Consider the following 14,643-nt stretch of genomic DNA (forward strand, 5'->3'; position numbering starts at 1 on the left):
AAAAATGAATATCATATTGCTAAAGAATAGATATTTTCAGCTGATTGAAACATGGAGAAGTATATGTGGGAGTTTGATGCAAGGTCATGGAAATGAAAAAGATGATAGAACCTGTTTTTTCAGTATTGGTTGTTGACGATACTTTGTTATATAGAACTATGGCAGAAAATATTTTAACAGCAGATGGTTATCGCGTATATTGTATTGAATCGGGATTAGGCGCGATTAACTTGTTGAAAACAATAAAGCCTACGATTATTTTACTAGATATAGAAATGAAGAAGATGGATGGCTATGAAACGTTTTCTGTAATTCGAAATTGTCCAGAAACAGCGGACATCCCAATTATTTTTATTACATCGAAAACAAAGCCTGAATATGAACTAAAAGCTTTCCAATTGGGAGCCGCTGATTATATTTCAAAACCATTTATTCCTGAAATTATGCTTAAACGTATTGACCGCGTTATACAGCTTGATTTACTGCAAAAAAAATTAGAACAGCAAGTAAAGGTAAAAGGGGAACAATTAGAAAAGATTTCTCTGCAAGCAATTTCTACGGTTGCTGCAACTGTAGATGCAAAAGGGCGTTATACGAGAGGCCATTCTGTCCGCGTAGCTAAAATTGCTGTAAGAATTGCTGAGATATTAGGATGGAAGCAGGAAAAAATAATAGAACTAAAACATATTGCTTTACTCCATGATATAGGAAAGATTGGCATTAGTGATTTAATTTTAAATAAACCAACAAAATTAACAGATGAGGAATATGAAATTGTTAAAAATCATACTGCGATCGGTTGTGAAATATTAAAGGATATTACAGTAATAAAAAATATTTGCGATGGTGCGAAGTGGCATCATGAATGGTATGATGGAAATGGATATCCCGATGGGATTGCGGGAGAAAATATTCCTTTGACGGCCCGAATTATTGGAATCGCAGATGCCTATGATGCGATGGCATCAAGAAGATCTTATCGTAGTAGCCTGCCAAATCAATTTATCGTTTCCGAATTAACAAAGTATCGTGGAACACAGTTTGATCCTGATTTAGTAGATATTATGTTAATGTTGATTGAAGATGGATTGGATGTAAAAGCAAGTGAACATCCGGTTTTTATTGCGGGAAATTTAGCAAGTGAAAGTCAGGCGCTATTATATCAAGTGTATAATAAGTCGGTAGAAGAAAATAGAAAAGCATTGGGGCTCGATGCACTTACGCAAGTGTACAATCGAAGATTTTTTGAATTTGAAGTAAATCATGCACTTGGTCAAGGTTATACAGGTATTTTTATGATGCTTGATATTGATAACTATAAGCAAGTGAATGATACTTATGGTCATGTGGTGGGGGATAAACTCTTAATTTTATTGGCAGAGGTTTTTCGCAATGTATTGAGTGCGGAAGATTATGTTGGAAGGATGGGAGGAGATGAATTCGTTATCTTCCTTAATAATTCTTTTTCAGAAGATTATGTTGATACCATAGTAAATGAAATTTCTAAAAATTTTAATGAAGAAAAATCAGAAGTAGATTATTTGAATATATGCTCATTATCCATTGGCATTGCCGTTGCAGAAAAAAGTACAAATAAAATATCCTTTGCAAACTTGTATCGTCAGGCGGATATTGCTTTATATTCGGCAAAACAACTAGGTAAGAATAGACATGCCTACTATCATGCGATTTTGCAGGATATCAAAAAGATTACGTTAAAAAATATTGAGCAGGATATATTATCATTTAAAAAATATGTATTTGCAAAAGAACATAATCAAAGTATATTAACTCCGCCAGAAAGGTATGAGTTAGCTTATCAAATCATTAAACGAATTTTGTCAAAGCAAAAAAACTGCCGTGTTGATATAATTATTTTAGCGATTTCAAGTGATAGTTATGTCGATCAAAAAAATATTATTAAAGAATCAAAGCAATCATTGAAAGTTGCAATTCATAAATCGTTGCGAGCAAGTGATTTTGATCTAGAGTTTGGTGAAAATCAATTCATGGTAATTCTAGCAAACGCTTCTGATGCAGTTTGTGATCGTGTAGCAGCGCGTGTGATTAAACAACATAGAATGGAAAGTGATGAAGTTGTAGAGGTACTTTATCGCAAAGCAGAAATTATATGGTAAGCTTGATAAGAGAAAAAAGGATTTAATTTTCCACTCTTATTGAGCTTATTTTTTTGTCTACTTTATCTCAATTCTAGTCGCTAGATTTTCTTCTGAAACGCTCATGTTTATGTTAGAATAGACAAATAGATAAACAAGTCTGTTTTAAGAGGAGTTTTAACTTTCACTGAAAGCAGCGGCGGCAGTATATTCTCGGTTTTTCAAATCAAAGAAAAATGGCGGCATTAGAGATGGAAAAGACGAACTTAAGTGCAGAAATCACACGCTGGAAGAAGCAAATAAAACTTGTCCGTGAAAAAATGACAACACACCAGAAAAGACGATCTTCTTTAGATTATCTAGAAAGCTTTGATACTTTCACAGCACTTGATGTTAGTGCGATTTTGCAGAAGTTACAGAAAAAACAAGGCGATTATACTGAAATAGAAAAAGCAAATGAGCTTTTATATTGCTTGCAGAAAAAATTAGCGGAGGCAGAACAGCAATATAAAAAGTGTCAGGAAAAAATTGCGCTAGCTCGTGATAATCGTAGTCTTGCGGGGATCCAAAGTATGTAATAAAAATGCATTACCTTATTTTATCCTCCGCTCTGGTTTAATATTTGCAGAGTAGAGTAAAGCGAGTTTAATCTTTTAAAGTGGTCTTTTTGCAATCTAGCGATTTTCTGTATATAGTCATACTTGAGATAGGGTAAATAAGACAAGTAAAGATGACTATATTCTTGAAGTAATTTTGAATAGGGAAAAAGAAAGAAGTATGATATAATACTAAAAAAATAAGTAAGGGATGTGAAAATAGTGAAGAAAGTAATTTTATCTTTATTGGTTATTTTATGTATGGTGAGTACGATTGGGATTGCAAAATCGGCAAACTATGTAGCAAGTGATGTTGCAACGATAAAAATACAGCAAATAGATGATCAAAAAGTAATGTTAGAAGGAACGATAGTAAGTTATTCTGGCGATGAAAGATTTGTTTTTCAAGATGCGACGGGTGAAATTGTAATGGAAATAGATAATGATGAATATCGTAATCCACACGATATCATAGGTGCACATATTCGCTCTTACTGTGAAGTTGAAGTAAAGGTATATGGTACATCTGTAGAAGCGGATCGAGTTGAAATTCTATAAATTTTTTATATGCAAATAAAAAGATGATGTTTTAATCGCTTTGTTAAAACATCATCTTTTTTATCGTTATTTTGCACCAAGAAAAGCAAGAAGAATACCGCCAGAAATTGCTGTGCCAAATACACCAGCAAGGTTTGGCCCCATTGCATGCATGATAAGAAAATTGTATTTATTTTCTTGCAGTCCAACGACGTGAGAAACCCGGGCGGCTATCGGTACCGATGCAATGCCGGCAGAACCAATGAGTGGATTAATCTTGCCTCTACTGATTTTGTTCATAATACGGGCACCAATAACGCCAGAAGCTGTACCGAAGACGAAGGCGATAAGCCCTAAGACGATAATGAGAAGCGTATCCCAGGTTAAGAAGGAATTTGCATCCATTGTTGAGCCGATGGCGACTGTTAAAACTAATGTTACTATATTTAATAGTGTATTTGATGCTGTTTCTGCTAATCGGTCCACGCATAAACATTCTCTAAGTAGATTACCAAGCATAAGCATTGTAATAAGCGGTGCAACAGGCGGTAAAAATAAATTTACGATAATGGCGATAACGATGGGAAAAACGATTTTTTCCAAACGAGAAACGTAACGTGGTTGTTGCATAATGATGTTACGTTCTTCCTTTGTAGTCAGCAAGCGCATAATTGGCGGCTGAATCAGTGGCATAAGTGCCATATAAGAATATGCTGCAACCGAAATTTGTGGCAATAAATGCGGGGCGAGTTTCATCGTAACGTAAATTGCCATTGGCCCATCGGCTCCGCCAATAATACCGATTGCCGAAGCTTCGGCAAGTGAAAATCCTAATAATTTAGCGCCAATTAAAGAAACGAAGATTCCTAGATGGGCAGCTGCGCCAAGAATGACTAAACTAGGATTGGCTATCATCGGGCCAAAATCAGTCATTGCCCCAATTCCAAGAAAAATTAGAGGCGGAATAATCAATAATTCTACGCCTTGATATGCATAATGAAATAATCCTCCGGGTTTTGTTAAATCTGAACCAGGAACATTTGCGACGATACATGCTAACCCAATGCCAACCAATAAAAATGGCTCGTATTTTTTGATGATTCCTAAATAAAGAAGAATTCCGCCCACGATAATCATTACGATATTACCCCACCATAGATCAAGTAAACCGGTTTGATTTAATAATTCTGCCATTAATGTTGAGAACTGCTCATACATCATTAAGTCCCCCAATCAATATGATATTTATTTATCCTCTTCTACTTCTCCTAACTTATTTAAATAAGGGAATAAATATAAAACACCACCGATAAAAGCAATAAATATAAAACTGAGGAAAAAATCAATCACACTTAATAAAGCTGCTCCTTGTAATGTATCGGGAATCATAAAAAACACCTCTCTAAATTTTTTGATTCGTTAGAAAACGGGTCCGTTGCCGAGCTTTTTTTAGTAGAGCTTCTTGCTCTACAACGGAGCGCCGATGCATTCCATAACCAACTTCACCCTGTTCATCCCAAGCGTCAATTTTCATTACAATTTCATGCTCACCAAGTTCAATAATAGAAGTTTTTACGGTAATAGTCATTCCAAGACTTGTTGCTGCAGTATGGGTAAACTCAGTAGAGTGACCGATACTGATAAATCCTTCCGGTAAATACGGATCTACGGTTTCAACGGCGGCTTTAATTACCATACCGATACAGGCTGGTGTCGCTAACAATTCATTTAGCTCCTTTGAATAGTTACCAGCGGTATCTGATTTTTGAACAACGTGACGAATAATAGAGTTTTGACCGATTGAGAAAATTTTTCTTATATCTAACATACTCATCCCTCCCAATATTTTATATATAGCTATATATAATTGACTTTTTAAAATATTCTGAAAATATTCTCTTTTCTTCATTGTAGCCGAATAGTTTTCAAAAGTGAAATATCAATAAATCATAATATTCATGCATGATGGTTATGGTTGGATGATAATCCGGATATAGGAAAATTTACATATGCGTTTTAAAGGAAATATTTATGATTTTGTACGAGTTTATTCGTTTTAAATTTTGCTATTTAATTTATTCTGTTCATTTTCATATGCAAGTGAAGCTGTAGATGAATCAAAGGTGGTACGGGTAGGCTTATTGAATTATTCCACATTCATGGAAGAAAAAAATTATTCTCTATGATACAATGTTAGAATGTATTCAAGCAGTAAATGGTGGAAAAGCGGATGTTACTGAATAGTAAGCTTGAAGTGATAAGTGAGTTAGATAAAGGCAGTACTTTTTGGGTTGATGTTAACTTCAAGGTTGTGGATAAAAATATAGAATATGTTAGCAAAGAAAATACAGTGCAACATATTCCGGATTATAAGGGAAAACGTGTTTTAATTGTTGAAGATAATGATTTGAATGCGGAGATTATAGGAAGCGTTTTAGGACTGACAAAAGCCACGCTTGACTATGCAGTAAATGGTCAAGAAGCTTGTATTTTATTTGAGTTGTCGCTGTATCATTACTATGATGCAGTTTTTATGGATATTATGATGCCTATTATGGATGGATATACAGCGACAATGTATATTAGAAATTTAGCATGCCCAGATGCAAAAAGTATTTTGATTATCGCATTGTCTGCTAACGCTTTTGAAGATGATAAGAAAAGATCGCTCATTGTGGAATGAATGAACATTGCGTAAAACCAATCGAAAAGTAGGGGTTATTTAACGCATTAAATAAATACTTAAAATAAAAACAAACATGTCAGTTCATTCTGACATGTTTGTTTTTATTAGTATTATTTAGCTACATTTGATTTCCATAATCCGTGAATGTTGCAATAAGCATAGACATCTATATTTGTTGCTCCGCAAATGCAGAAAGTTGCTTCAGGAGCTTGTCCTGGTTTTAAATTTACACGCTGGATTGTATCACCGTACACTACGCTAATCCATTCAATATAATGCGCTTCAATCATCGGATGTTCTGCACTGCCAACTTTAACGGAAAGTTTGTTTTCGTCAACAAAGGTTGCAACAGGCAGGTGCTTTTCAGTAGATGCTTCTACTGTATTTGGTGCTAATAAATCCATTTCTTTACCGCAACAGATTGTTTTTGCTGATGCAGGGCGAGTTCCGTTATTTAGCACTTCAACAACATGACCGCAAATAGAACATTTGTAAATTTTTAACTCATTAGACATAAACAAAGCCTCCTTAAAATTTTAAAAAATTGATAATGGTTTTTAAATAATAATTTGTTTGTACTCAACAGTATATATTAGGCAAAAAATATCCAAATCCTTCTTTTAAAAAGAAATATTTTCTCACATGCTTTTAGCAAATATGATATAATATAAATAAAGAAAAGAACTTGATTATAGGTGCCTAATATTAGTTCCAATGAGGGAGATGGCAGGTATGAAAAAGTTTGGGTTGATTTTATTGATAATGATTTTTTTCTCGAGTGCAGTTGTTTTTGCAAATGCTACGGATTATATTGCCAGCAATATTGCAGCGGTTAAAAGTCAGAGAATTGATGGTCAGAGTGTTGTATTAGAAGGGCAGATTATTGGGTGTCATGACGATGGAAAGATGGCTTTTCGCGATAAGACAGGGGATATTTCCGTGGAGATCAGCGATGACGCTTACGATGGTCGTGATATAATGAATGTCCCAGTCCAAATTTATGGTCAAGTTTGTGCCGATTTTTATACAATTAAAATCTATGTTGTTGATATAGAATTTTTATAAAGTAAGATAATAAAAATGGAGGATAAAAGTAATTAAAAATAGATTACTTGATACTCCATTTTTTACTTATTTTTACGATAAATTTATTGACCTTATTGTAAAGTTTTGTTATTGTAAAGGAGAAGTTCTAGAGAGGGTGATGGAATGAAAAAAATAAGTTTGTTAGTTACTCTGTTGATTTGTTTATGTGCTAGTACGGTATTTGCTTACTCATCTACATATTATCCAGAAGATGTAGCGACGGTAATGGAGAACAGTATGGATGGTGACAAAGTTATTTTTATTGGAAAATTAACCTGCGAAAATGAGAAGAATGAGACTGTAGAATTAAAAGATGCAGATGAAATTAGTCGGGCGAATTTGATGTTAAAAGATGAAACTGGTCAGATACGTGCTGAAATTGATGCGGCAAAAGTTCGGCTATATAAGGTGGAATTAAATAAAACTATGCGCTTCTTTGGTCAATATGTAAATGTTGGCAATATTGAAAAGTTTGTAATTCAAAGAGTAGAAACTATATAAAATGCACTTATTTATACCCTAAGGAATAAAGACAAGGCTCTTTTCTTTAGGGTATTTTGTTTACAAAAATAAAAAAATTGGATGAAACTAAGATTTATAGTAATAAATTTGTAATTTCCCCAAAGGATTTTTATCCAATAAAGTTGAATTTTAAATTATTCATAGTGCTTAATTTTCAGCAAAATATTTTACAGCCAGAAGGATGGGTGCATGGTGAAAACAATGGATTGGGAGCTGCCATTGATTAATAGTTTGAAGAATATCAGTATGTATATTATTAATAAAGGCACGTATGAAATTTTATATGTTAGTGATAATTTAAAACAATTTTTTTATGATCGTGGAAATGGGTGTACCTGTTATTCATTTGCAGGTTATGAAAAAATATGTAAAAATTGTCCGGTATTAAAGGAAACTGATGAGCCAATTATAGATTCAGTGATACATAGTGAAATCCTTCATACGGATTTAAACATGACAGTTGTTTCAATTTTGTGGAGAGGCGTGACTCCCGCCTATGCGCTTATATTTAGTAAAATTACTCCATTTGGAGCTGAGAACGGACAGATAAAGTTTTTTGATACATATGACCGCCTGACGGGAATATATAATAAAGAAGCATTTTATAAAGCGACACGGAAACTTTTATTTAACAATTTAACGGGAGATTATTTTATTATTTTACTTAATATCAATAATTTTAAAGTGATCAATGATTTATATGGAATTGAAGCGGGAGATGAATTATTGCGTTTTATTGCAAATAAGTTTGCGGAAATCGTGAAGAAAACATCGGACTTGCCCTTTAGTGGAACGTACGGGCGGATAGGATCGGATGTTTTTGCAATGTGTTTAATAGATGAAGAAAATAAAATAGATAAAGTTGCACATCTAATTAAAGAAAGTCTGGATAGTTACCCGCTAGCGATAAAAATATCGCCTTCTTGCGGGGTGTTTAAGATTGAGGATAAAGATTTACCGATAGAAATTATGTGTGATCGGGCGGATTTAGCGCTACAGAGTGTTAAAAATAAATTTATTCAGCTTTATGCAGTGTATAACGATAATATGCGAAATATTATTTTAGAAGAACAAGAAATTTTAAATGATATGCATACGGCGATAGAAGAAAATCAGTTTACAATTTTTTTGCAGCCTAAATATAATATGCTTTTAGACTCCATTGTTGGAGCAGAAGCTTTAGTTCGTTGGAATCATCCGACGAAGGGGATGATTCCTCCCTATAAATTTATTCCTTTGTTTGAGCGGAATGGATTTATTTTAAAGATGGATGAGTATGTATGGGAATTGGCTTGCAAAACACTTAGGAGATGGATCGATGAAGGAAAAACCCCTCTCCCTATATCTGTAAATATTTCGCGTATGCATTTTTATAACCCTAACCTTTGCAATATTTTTATTAATTTAGCAGAGAAGTATCAAATTCCGCCGAAACTGTTAGAGCTCGAATTAACAGAAAGTGCATATACGGAAAATCCTCAACAGCTTTATGCCGTTATGGAACATCTACGCTCCTATGGATTTGTATTTTCAATGGATGATTTTGGAAGTGGGTATTCATCTTTAAATATGCTAAAAGATGTTGCGATTGATGTGTTAAAGATTGATTTGAATTTTTTAAGAAATTCAAATCAATCAGAGCGGGGGCAGAAGATTTTGCAAGCGACAATTCGCATGGCACAGAGCCTTGATTTACCGGTTATTGCTGAGGGGGTAGAAACTAGAGAACATGTTGATTTTTTATTGCGTTCTGGCTGTATGTTTGCGCAAGGATATTGCTTTTCAAAACCAGTCCCAATAGAAGAATATGAACAAAAAGTTTCTGAAAGTCAAATAAAATCAAGAAAGGCAAAAAAGCAGGAGCATCTTTAATTGTATGGCATTTAAAAGGTGGTGAATCTATGGAACTATATAGAAAAGATACGATAACATCGAAAGATATTCAAGTGATTGAATCTAAGTTGCTGGGAAAAATTCGGCAGGCTATTGATGGAGGTGTCGTTGCTTTTTATACAAAACCTGGATTGCCGCTTTGCTATTTGGGCGGTAACATGTTAGCGCTGCTTGGATACAGAAGTTATGAAGAGTTTGTAGAACGGACTCAAAAGCAGATAGCAGATATATTTTTGCCTAGTGACTATCGCTTATTCAAAGCGACATTAAGAAATCATAGTGAAGAAAAGGATGCCTTTTCTTTGGAGCATCGCTTAGTAAAACAAGATGGAAATATTATATGGGTGAAAAGCTATATTGAAAGTTTTTTTGATAAAGACGGACAAATTGTCGTCGTTCTTGTATGTATGTTGATTCAAGATAAAAAAGTATATGAAGAGCAAAGTGTTGAATTGTCTTTATATAAAGAGGGGTCTAAAGGAGGAACTTTTCGCGCTTTACTAGATCAGGATTTTACAATTTTATCGGCAAATGATTTATTTTATAAGATTTGCGGGTATACGAGGCAAGAATTTGATATAGAATTAGAAAATAAAGCAAAAAAAATTATTTGCTCAGAGGATTTTGCTACTATTATGCGTAAAATTGATAAAGCAATTTTACGCAATAAAGCAGAGCTTACTTGGGAGATGCGGATTATAAAACGCTCAGGTGAGATTTGCTGGATTTTTATCAGTGGCCGCTTACTGGAGGAAAAAGGATATTTCCTTTTGGAAGGTTTTGCGATGGATTGTACTGAACGCAAACAGGCGGAAATTGCAATCCGGTTAAGTGAAGAACGCTATAGAATTGCTTTAGATCGAACGAATACTTATGTTTGGGATTATGATTTCATTCAAAGATGCATTATTCAAACAAAACGATCAATGGAGATTAATGGGCTTCCAGAAGTGATTGAAAATGTGCCGCAGAGTTTAATTGAAATTGATCACGTGCATCCTGATAGCGTTAAAGCTTTTTTAGATTTATACAAAAGGCTTCATGAAGGGGAAAGTTATGTAAATGCTATCTATAGAACAAAAGATTCTAATGGCGAATACTGGTGGGAAAAGGTAAGTTATACGGTTATTTTTGATGAAGAGGGAAATCCATTACGTGCAATTGGCGTATCAGAAGATGTATCCATTCGTGAAGAGTCAGAAAATAGATATCGACGTGAATTGGCTTATCGAGATGTGATAACGCCGAATTTATATGTGTCCTATAGGGTAAATTTATCAAAGGGGTCTGTTAAGCCTTATAAAATAAACATAAAGAAAAATAATGAGATTGTATTTGTACATACCTATGAACAGTTGATAGGGGCAGAAATAAGAAGAATCCCTGATCGGGTGGAGCAAGAAAAATGTTATGCAATTTTGAGCCATCACGAGTTAATAAGAGCCTTTAAAGAAGGTAAAGAGGCAGTTTTTGCAGAATATCATCGCAAAGATTCTCAAAATTATGTGGTTTGGGTGAGAGTAAGTGCTAAGCTTACTACGGAACCCAATACGGGTGATTGTATTGCTTTTATTTATATTCATAATATTGATGAATATAAGCGGGCCGAACTTGAGCAGAAAAATTTGATTCAGCGGTATGAAAATGAAATTCGAATGTCTTATGATGCTGTATTCGAAATTGATTATAAACGTGAAACTGTACATTCACTAGCATTTGAAAGTGGGAGTATAAAAAAAATTCAGATTGGTGATGGATCATTTGCGGTAGCAAAGAAAACTTGGTTTGATCATTGTCGTCCGGGAGCGGCTCGTGATGAATGCGTCAGAATTTCAAATGAAGAAACATTGACAGAAATTTTTAAGTCTGGTTGTCATGAAATTAGTTATACTCTAGAGCGATTGGATAATAAGACCAATGAATATTTATGGTATACGTATTGGCTTAGAAAAGTAGAGTGGGAAGAGCATGGCGAGAAAATTGCAATGCTGTACATGAAAAATGTGGATTTGGAAAGACGTCGCCAAGAAGAGCATAATAAAGTGCTGAATGTAGCATTAGACAGTGCAGAACGTGCAAATAAGGCAAAAAGTGAATTTTTATCGCGGATGTCACATGATATTCGAACGCCGATGAATGCGATTATGGGAATGGCTACTATAGCGAAAGAATGTCTGCATTCACCAGAAAAAGTCGCAGAATGTTTAAACAAAATTGATTTATCTGCGAAATATTTGTTATCTTTGCTCAATGATGTACTTGATGTAGCAAAGATTGAGAGTGGAAAAATGGTGATTCATAAAAAGGAATTTTCACTCAAAAAGTTTTTAGATGATTTGCATAACTTATGTAAGGATAAAGCCACTGAAAAAAATATTGATTTTAAAATTGATATAGCACCAGAAATTAATCATAAACTGGAAGGGGATGTACTGCATTTAAATCAAATTCTAATTAATTTGCTGAGTAATGCGTTTCAATATACGAATATTGGAGGAAAAGTGGAGTTAGAAATTAGGCAGTTAGAAAGAACTACGATTTCTACCATTTTGCAATTTACCGTTAGAGATGATGGGATTGGGATAAAGCCCGAGTTTATGGAGAAAATTTTCTTACCATTTGAGCAGGATACAGAACGTACTGACCCCAAAAGAATGGGAACTGGATTAGGTTTGTCCATTGTACATAGTCTAGTTAATTTAATGGATGGCGTTATCACTGTGGATAGCAAGGTTGGTTTAGGCAGTAATTTTACAGTGAAGATTCCGTTTGGATTAGCAAAACGAAGATATTTGATGTCCTTGGAAGAAGAGGATGATATGCTGCCAATAATAAAGCGGAAATATTTCTTTAATAATGAAAGAATTTTATTGGTGGAGGACAATGACATTAATCAAGAGATTATAGAAGTCTTTTTGGAAGAAGTAAATTTAAATACGGAAATCGCTGTAAATGGGAAGGAAGCAGTAGATAAATTTGCTGGTTCCCCTATCGGTTATTATAGTTTAATTCTTATGGACATCAGAATGCCAATTATGGACGGGCGTGAGGCTACGAAATTTATTCGAAAAATGGATAGAGCGGATGCCTGCCGAATTCCAATCGTAGCGCTTTCGGCAGATGCTTTTTCAGAAGATGTTAGATATTCAGAGCGCATTGGAATGAATGATTATATTGTAAAACCAGTAAATAAAGATTTTTTATTTAGTGTATTGGATAAATATTTAGTTAAATGATGAAATGAAAAACTGGCTGAAAATCAGCCAGTTTTTTTATTTTATTCTTGGGGCGTCAATACGCCGGTTTTATAAGCATTTAATAGCTCTTCTAAATCGCTAAGCTGTATTTTGATTTCTTCGCCTAGATCTGTATCATTGACCATAATTCGCGTTTGCATTTGTTCAATAATTTTTGATTTTGATTCAATATCTTCATTTTTTTCTAAAGATTTTTGGCTATTGCTAAAAGGTTGATGGGACATCAGTCTAAGACCATAGGAATTGTAAATTAACGTGTAGCCGGCAATACCCGTTGTTTTTTGATAAGCACGGCAAAAACCACCATCGATTACGATTGCTTTGCCATTTCCTCTGACGGGATTTTCTCCATTGATAACTTTTACGGGTACATGTCCGTTGATAATATGCCCTCGCTTCGTTGATAAATTAAATTCTTTTAGAATCATGTCGCAGGTTTTTTCTGAATTTGAGTAGTGATAGTAAGGGTTTTTTGGTTCTGCCCATGAAAATGGGTCATCGACAATGTCGCGTTCAAAAGTTTTTATTTTTCTTCCTGATAAAGGCGATTTGCTTCCGCACCATAAATACCACATAAAGTCTAGATTTTTTTGTTGCTTTATGCCAAAATACGCTTCGCGAGCTTTTTTATCAGCATAATCCATATAGGATTTGCCGAAATAGGTTTTACCATCAAATGTAATATTGGCAAAATCACCATTTTCGTCAAGGGGAATACAACCATGAAAAAGTAAGTTTTGATTATAACAGCGATACATACTACCTTTTTTGTAAAGAAATCTAATATGTTTATGGAGCTTCTCACTCTCTTGAAAAGTAATGCGCAAATCCCGCATAATTTGTGCTTCTTCCTCTGTTAAAATGTATGGTGATAACTGACTTAGTGTCGGAAAGTAGGCGCTTTTTAGCGGCAAAATTTTTCCGTCAATTGTGATAGAAGAGGTGTTGCGGTCAATTTTGTGAAGTAAAAGGCGGTCCTCCATCTTAAATTCGGGGTTGCGATAAATTAATTGCCCTTCTAGTTTAAATAAAATCATCGAAATCGCTTTTTTTGAAGCACTTATCGAATTTTCGTCAGGGTAAATTTTGGCTGCGAATAAGGATAATGGGCGAAGGCTAATTGCATAGCCTTTCTCCAATACATCCATATTGCGATAAGATAAGCTGTTGCGAATTACGGTGGCAATACAAGCTTCGCTGCCAGCTGCCGCACCCATCCAGAGAATATCATGGTTGCCCCATTCAATATCTAGGGAATGATGCTCAATGAGCATATCAATAATTGCATCTGGGCGCATTCCACGATCGAAAATATCACCAACAATATGCAAGTGATCCACCGCTAATCTTTTTATCATTTTAGAAAAAGCGATGATAAAGTCATTAGCACTCTTAATCGAAATTAAAGTATCAACAATTTTTTTATGATAAGAAAGTTGGTTGACGTGCTCTTTTGGCTGCGCATGCAGCAATTCATCAAGAATATATCGATATACTTTTGGCATTGCCTTGCGTACTTTAGATCGAGTGTATTTAGATGCTACAAATTTGGCTAATTTGATAAGGCGATAAATTGTTATTTCATACCATTCAGCGGTTAGAAATTCTTTTTCTTGTAGTGTTTCTAATTTTTCTTTTGGATAATAAATTAGTGTACAAAATTCGGCGCATTGCTCTGCGGTTAAAGTTCTTGCAAACAAAAAATCAACTTTTTCACGAATAACACCAGAGCAATTATTTAAAATATGATAAAAGGCTTCATATTCACCATGCAAATCACTCATAAAATGTTCAGTTCCTTTTGGAAGGTCTAAGATTGCTTGCAAATGAATGATCTCAGCATACACTTCTTGAATTGTAGGATATTTCTCAGATAGTAAGTAAAGATATTTATATTTTTGCTGACTGTAATTCATAAGCAAATCCTCCCATAGGCATAGTATATAAAG

The 14,643-nt window shown here is 34.3% G+C and carries 13 protein-coding genes; 8 read left to right on the top strand and 5 right to left on the bottom strand.

Going from position 1 to position 14,643, the window contains the following annotated elements:
• Positions 1-86: 86 nt before the first annotated feature.
• The 3 genes from P3F81_RS00160 (at position 87) to P3F81_RS00170 (ending at position 3,271) form a co-directional block, all read left to right on the top strand.
• Positions 87-2,138, top strand: a complete 2,052-nt coding sequence (locus P3F81_RS00160; RefSeq protein ID WP_147669319.1) for a diguanylate cyclase — start codon at positions 87-89, stop codon at positions 2,136-2,138.
• Positions 2,139-2,368: 230 nt separating this feature from the next.
• The gene (locus P3F81_RS00165) at positions 2,369-2,695 is read left to right on the top strand and encodes a hypothetical protein (protein ID WP_147669317.1); all 327 of its coding nucleotides are present in this window, start codon (positions 2,369-2,371) and stop codon (positions 2,693-2,695) included.
• A 240-nt stretch (positions 2,696-2,935) separates the two neighbouring features.
• A complete protein-coding gene (locus tag P3F81_RS00170) occupies positions 2,936-3,271 on the top strand; it encodes a NirD/YgiW/YdeI family stress tolerance protein (protein ID WP_147669315.1) in 336 nt (111 codons plus the stop codon).
• A gap of 66 nt (positions 3,272-3,337) precedes the next feature.
• Here P3F81_RS00170 and P3F81_RS00175 read toward each other — a convergent pair whose 3' ends face one another.
• From P3F81_RS00175 to P3F81_RS00185, 3 genes are read right to left on the bottom strand one after another with little or no spacing between them, the layout of a single operon-like run.
• Entirely contained in the window at positions 3,338-4,468 is a 1,131-nt protein-coding gene (locus P3F81_RS00175; protein ID WP_147669705.1) for a sodium ion-translocating decarboxylase subunit beta, read from the bottom strand.
• A gap of 27 nt (positions 4,469-4,495) precedes the next feature.
• Complete coding sequence (locus tag P3F81_RS00180; RefSeq protein WP_177504750.1) at positions 4,496-4,639, bottom strand: hypothetical protein; 144 nt, start codon at positions 4,637-4,639, stop codon at positions 4,496-4,498.
• A 13-nt stretch (positions 4,640-4,652) separates the two neighbouring features.
• Positions 4,653-5,078 (bottom strand): thioesterase family protein, encoded by a 426-nt coding sequence (locus P3F81_RS00185; RefSeq protein ID WP_147669313.1) that lies wholly within the window; start codon positions 5,076-5,078, stop codon positions 4,653-4,655.
• A gap of 402 nt (positions 5,079-5,480) precedes the next feature.
• On the opposite strand from P3F81_RS00185, the gene P3F81_RS00190 reads away from it, so the two are divergent.
• Positions 5,481-5,933, top strand: a complete 453-nt coding sequence (locus P3F81_RS00190) for a response regulator (RefSeq protein ID WP_309320505.1) — start codon at positions 5,481-5,483, stop codon at positions 5,931-5,933.
• Positions 5,934-6,046: 113 nt separating this feature from the next.
• Here P3F81_RS00190 and P3F81_RS00195 read toward each other — a convergent pair whose 3' ends face one another.
• Entirely contained in the window at positions 6,047-6,451 is a 405-nt protein-coding gene (locus P3F81_RS00195) for a desulfoferrodoxin family protein (protein WP_147669309.1), read from the bottom strand.
• 217 nt (positions 6,452-6,668) lie between these two features.
• Between P3F81_RS00195 and P3F81_RS00200 the strand changes: the two genes are divergently transcribed.
• From P3F81_RS00200 to P3F81_RS00215, 4 genes are all read left to right on the top strand, one after another.
• A complete protein-coding gene (locus tag P3F81_RS00200) occupies positions 6,669-7,001 on the top strand; it encodes a NirD/YgiW/YdeI family stress tolerance protein (protein WP_309320506.1) in 333 nt (110 codons plus the stop codon).
• Positions 7,002-7,145: 144 nt separating this feature from the next.
• Entirely contained in the window at positions 7,146-7,523 is a 378-nt protein-coding gene (locus P3F81_RS00205) for a hypothetical protein (protein WP_147669305.1), read from the top strand.
• A gap of 210 nt (positions 7,524-7,733) precedes the next feature.
• Positions 7,734-9,416 carry a putative bifunctional diguanylate cyclase/phosphodiesterase gene (locus P3F81_RS00210; protein WP_147669303.1) on the top strand — a complete coding sequence of 561 codons (1,683 nt, stop codon included), beginning with the start codon at positions 7,734-7,736 and terminating at the stop codon, positions 9,414-9,416.
• A 29-nt stretch (positions 9,417-9,445) separates the two neighbouring features.
• Positions 9,446-12,673 (top strand): PAS domain-containing hybrid sensor histidine kinase/response regulator, encoded by a 3,228-nt coding sequence (locus P3F81_RS00215; RefSeq protein ID WP_147669301.1) that lies wholly within the window; start codon positions 9,446-9,448, stop codon positions 12,671-12,673.
• Positions 12,674-12,714: 41 nt separating this feature from the next.
• On the opposite strand, the gene P3F81_RS00220 is transcribed toward P3F81_RS00215, so the two are convergent.
• Positions 12,715-14,610 (bottom strand): fructose-1,6-bisphosphatase, encoded by a 1,896-nt coding sequence (locus P3F81_RS00220; protein WP_147669299.1) that lies wholly within the window; start codon positions 14,608-14,610, stop codon positions 12,715-12,717.
• Positions 14,611-14,643: the final 33 nt, after the last annotated feature.

This window comes from Selenobaculum gibii, from assembly GCF_030273445.1.
In the GTDB taxonomy this organism is placed as follows: Bacteria; Bacillota; Negativicutes; order ICN-92133; family ICN-92133; genus Selenobaculum; species Selenobaculum gibii.

Excerpts from the sequence above, each read along its gene's own strand:
- P3F81_RS00160 (WP_147669319.1), top strand. The coding sequence starts at position 87 with ATGGAAATGAAAAAGATGATAGAACCTGTTTTTTCAGTATTGGTTGTT.
- P3F81_RS00165 (WP_147669317.1), top strand. The coding sequence starts at position 2,369 with ATGGAAAAGACGAACTTAAGTGCAGAAATCACACGCTGGAAGAAGCAA.
- P3F81_RS00175 (WP_147669705.1), bottom strand. The coding sequence starts at position 4,468 with ATGTATGAGCAGTTCTCAACATTAATGGCAGAATTATTAAATCAAACC.
- P3F81_RS00180 (WP_177504750.1), bottom strand. The coding sequence starts at position 4,639 with ATGATTCCCGATACATTACAAGGAGCAGCTTTATTAAGTGTGATTGAT.
- P3F81_RS00185 (WP_147669313.1), bottom strand. The coding sequence starts at position 5,078 with ATGTTAGATATAAGAAAAATTTTCTCAATCGGTCAAAACTCTATTATT.
- P3F81_RS00190 (WP_309320505.1), top strand. The coding sequence starts at position 5,481 with ATGTTACTGAATAGTAAGCTTGAAGTGATAAGTGAGTTAGATAAAGGC.
- P3F81_RS00195 (WP_147669309.1), bottom strand. The coding sequence starts at position 6,451 with ATGTCTAATGAGTTAAAAATTTACAAATGTTCTATTTGCGGTCATGTT.
- P3F81_RS00200 (WP_309320506.1), top strand. The coding sequence starts at position 6,669 with ATGAAAAAGTTTGGGTTGATTTTATTGATAATGATTTTTTTCTCGAGT.
- P3F81_RS00205 (WP_147669305.1), top strand. The coding sequence starts at position 7,146 with ATGAAAAAAATAAGTTTGTTAGTTACTCTGTTGATTTGTTTATGTGCT.
- P3F81_RS00210 (WP_147669303.1), top strand. The coding sequence starts at position 7,734 with ATGGTGAAAACAATGGATTGGGAGCTGCCATTGATTAATAGTTTGAAG.
- P3F81_RS00215 (WP_147669301.1), top strand. The coding sequence starts at position 9,446 with ATGGAACTATATAGAAAAGATACGATAACATCGAAAGATATTCAAGTG.
- P3F81_RS00220 (WP_147669299.1), bottom strand. The coding sequence starts at position 14,610 with ATGAATTACAGTCAGCAAAAATATAAATATCTTTACTTACTATCTGAG.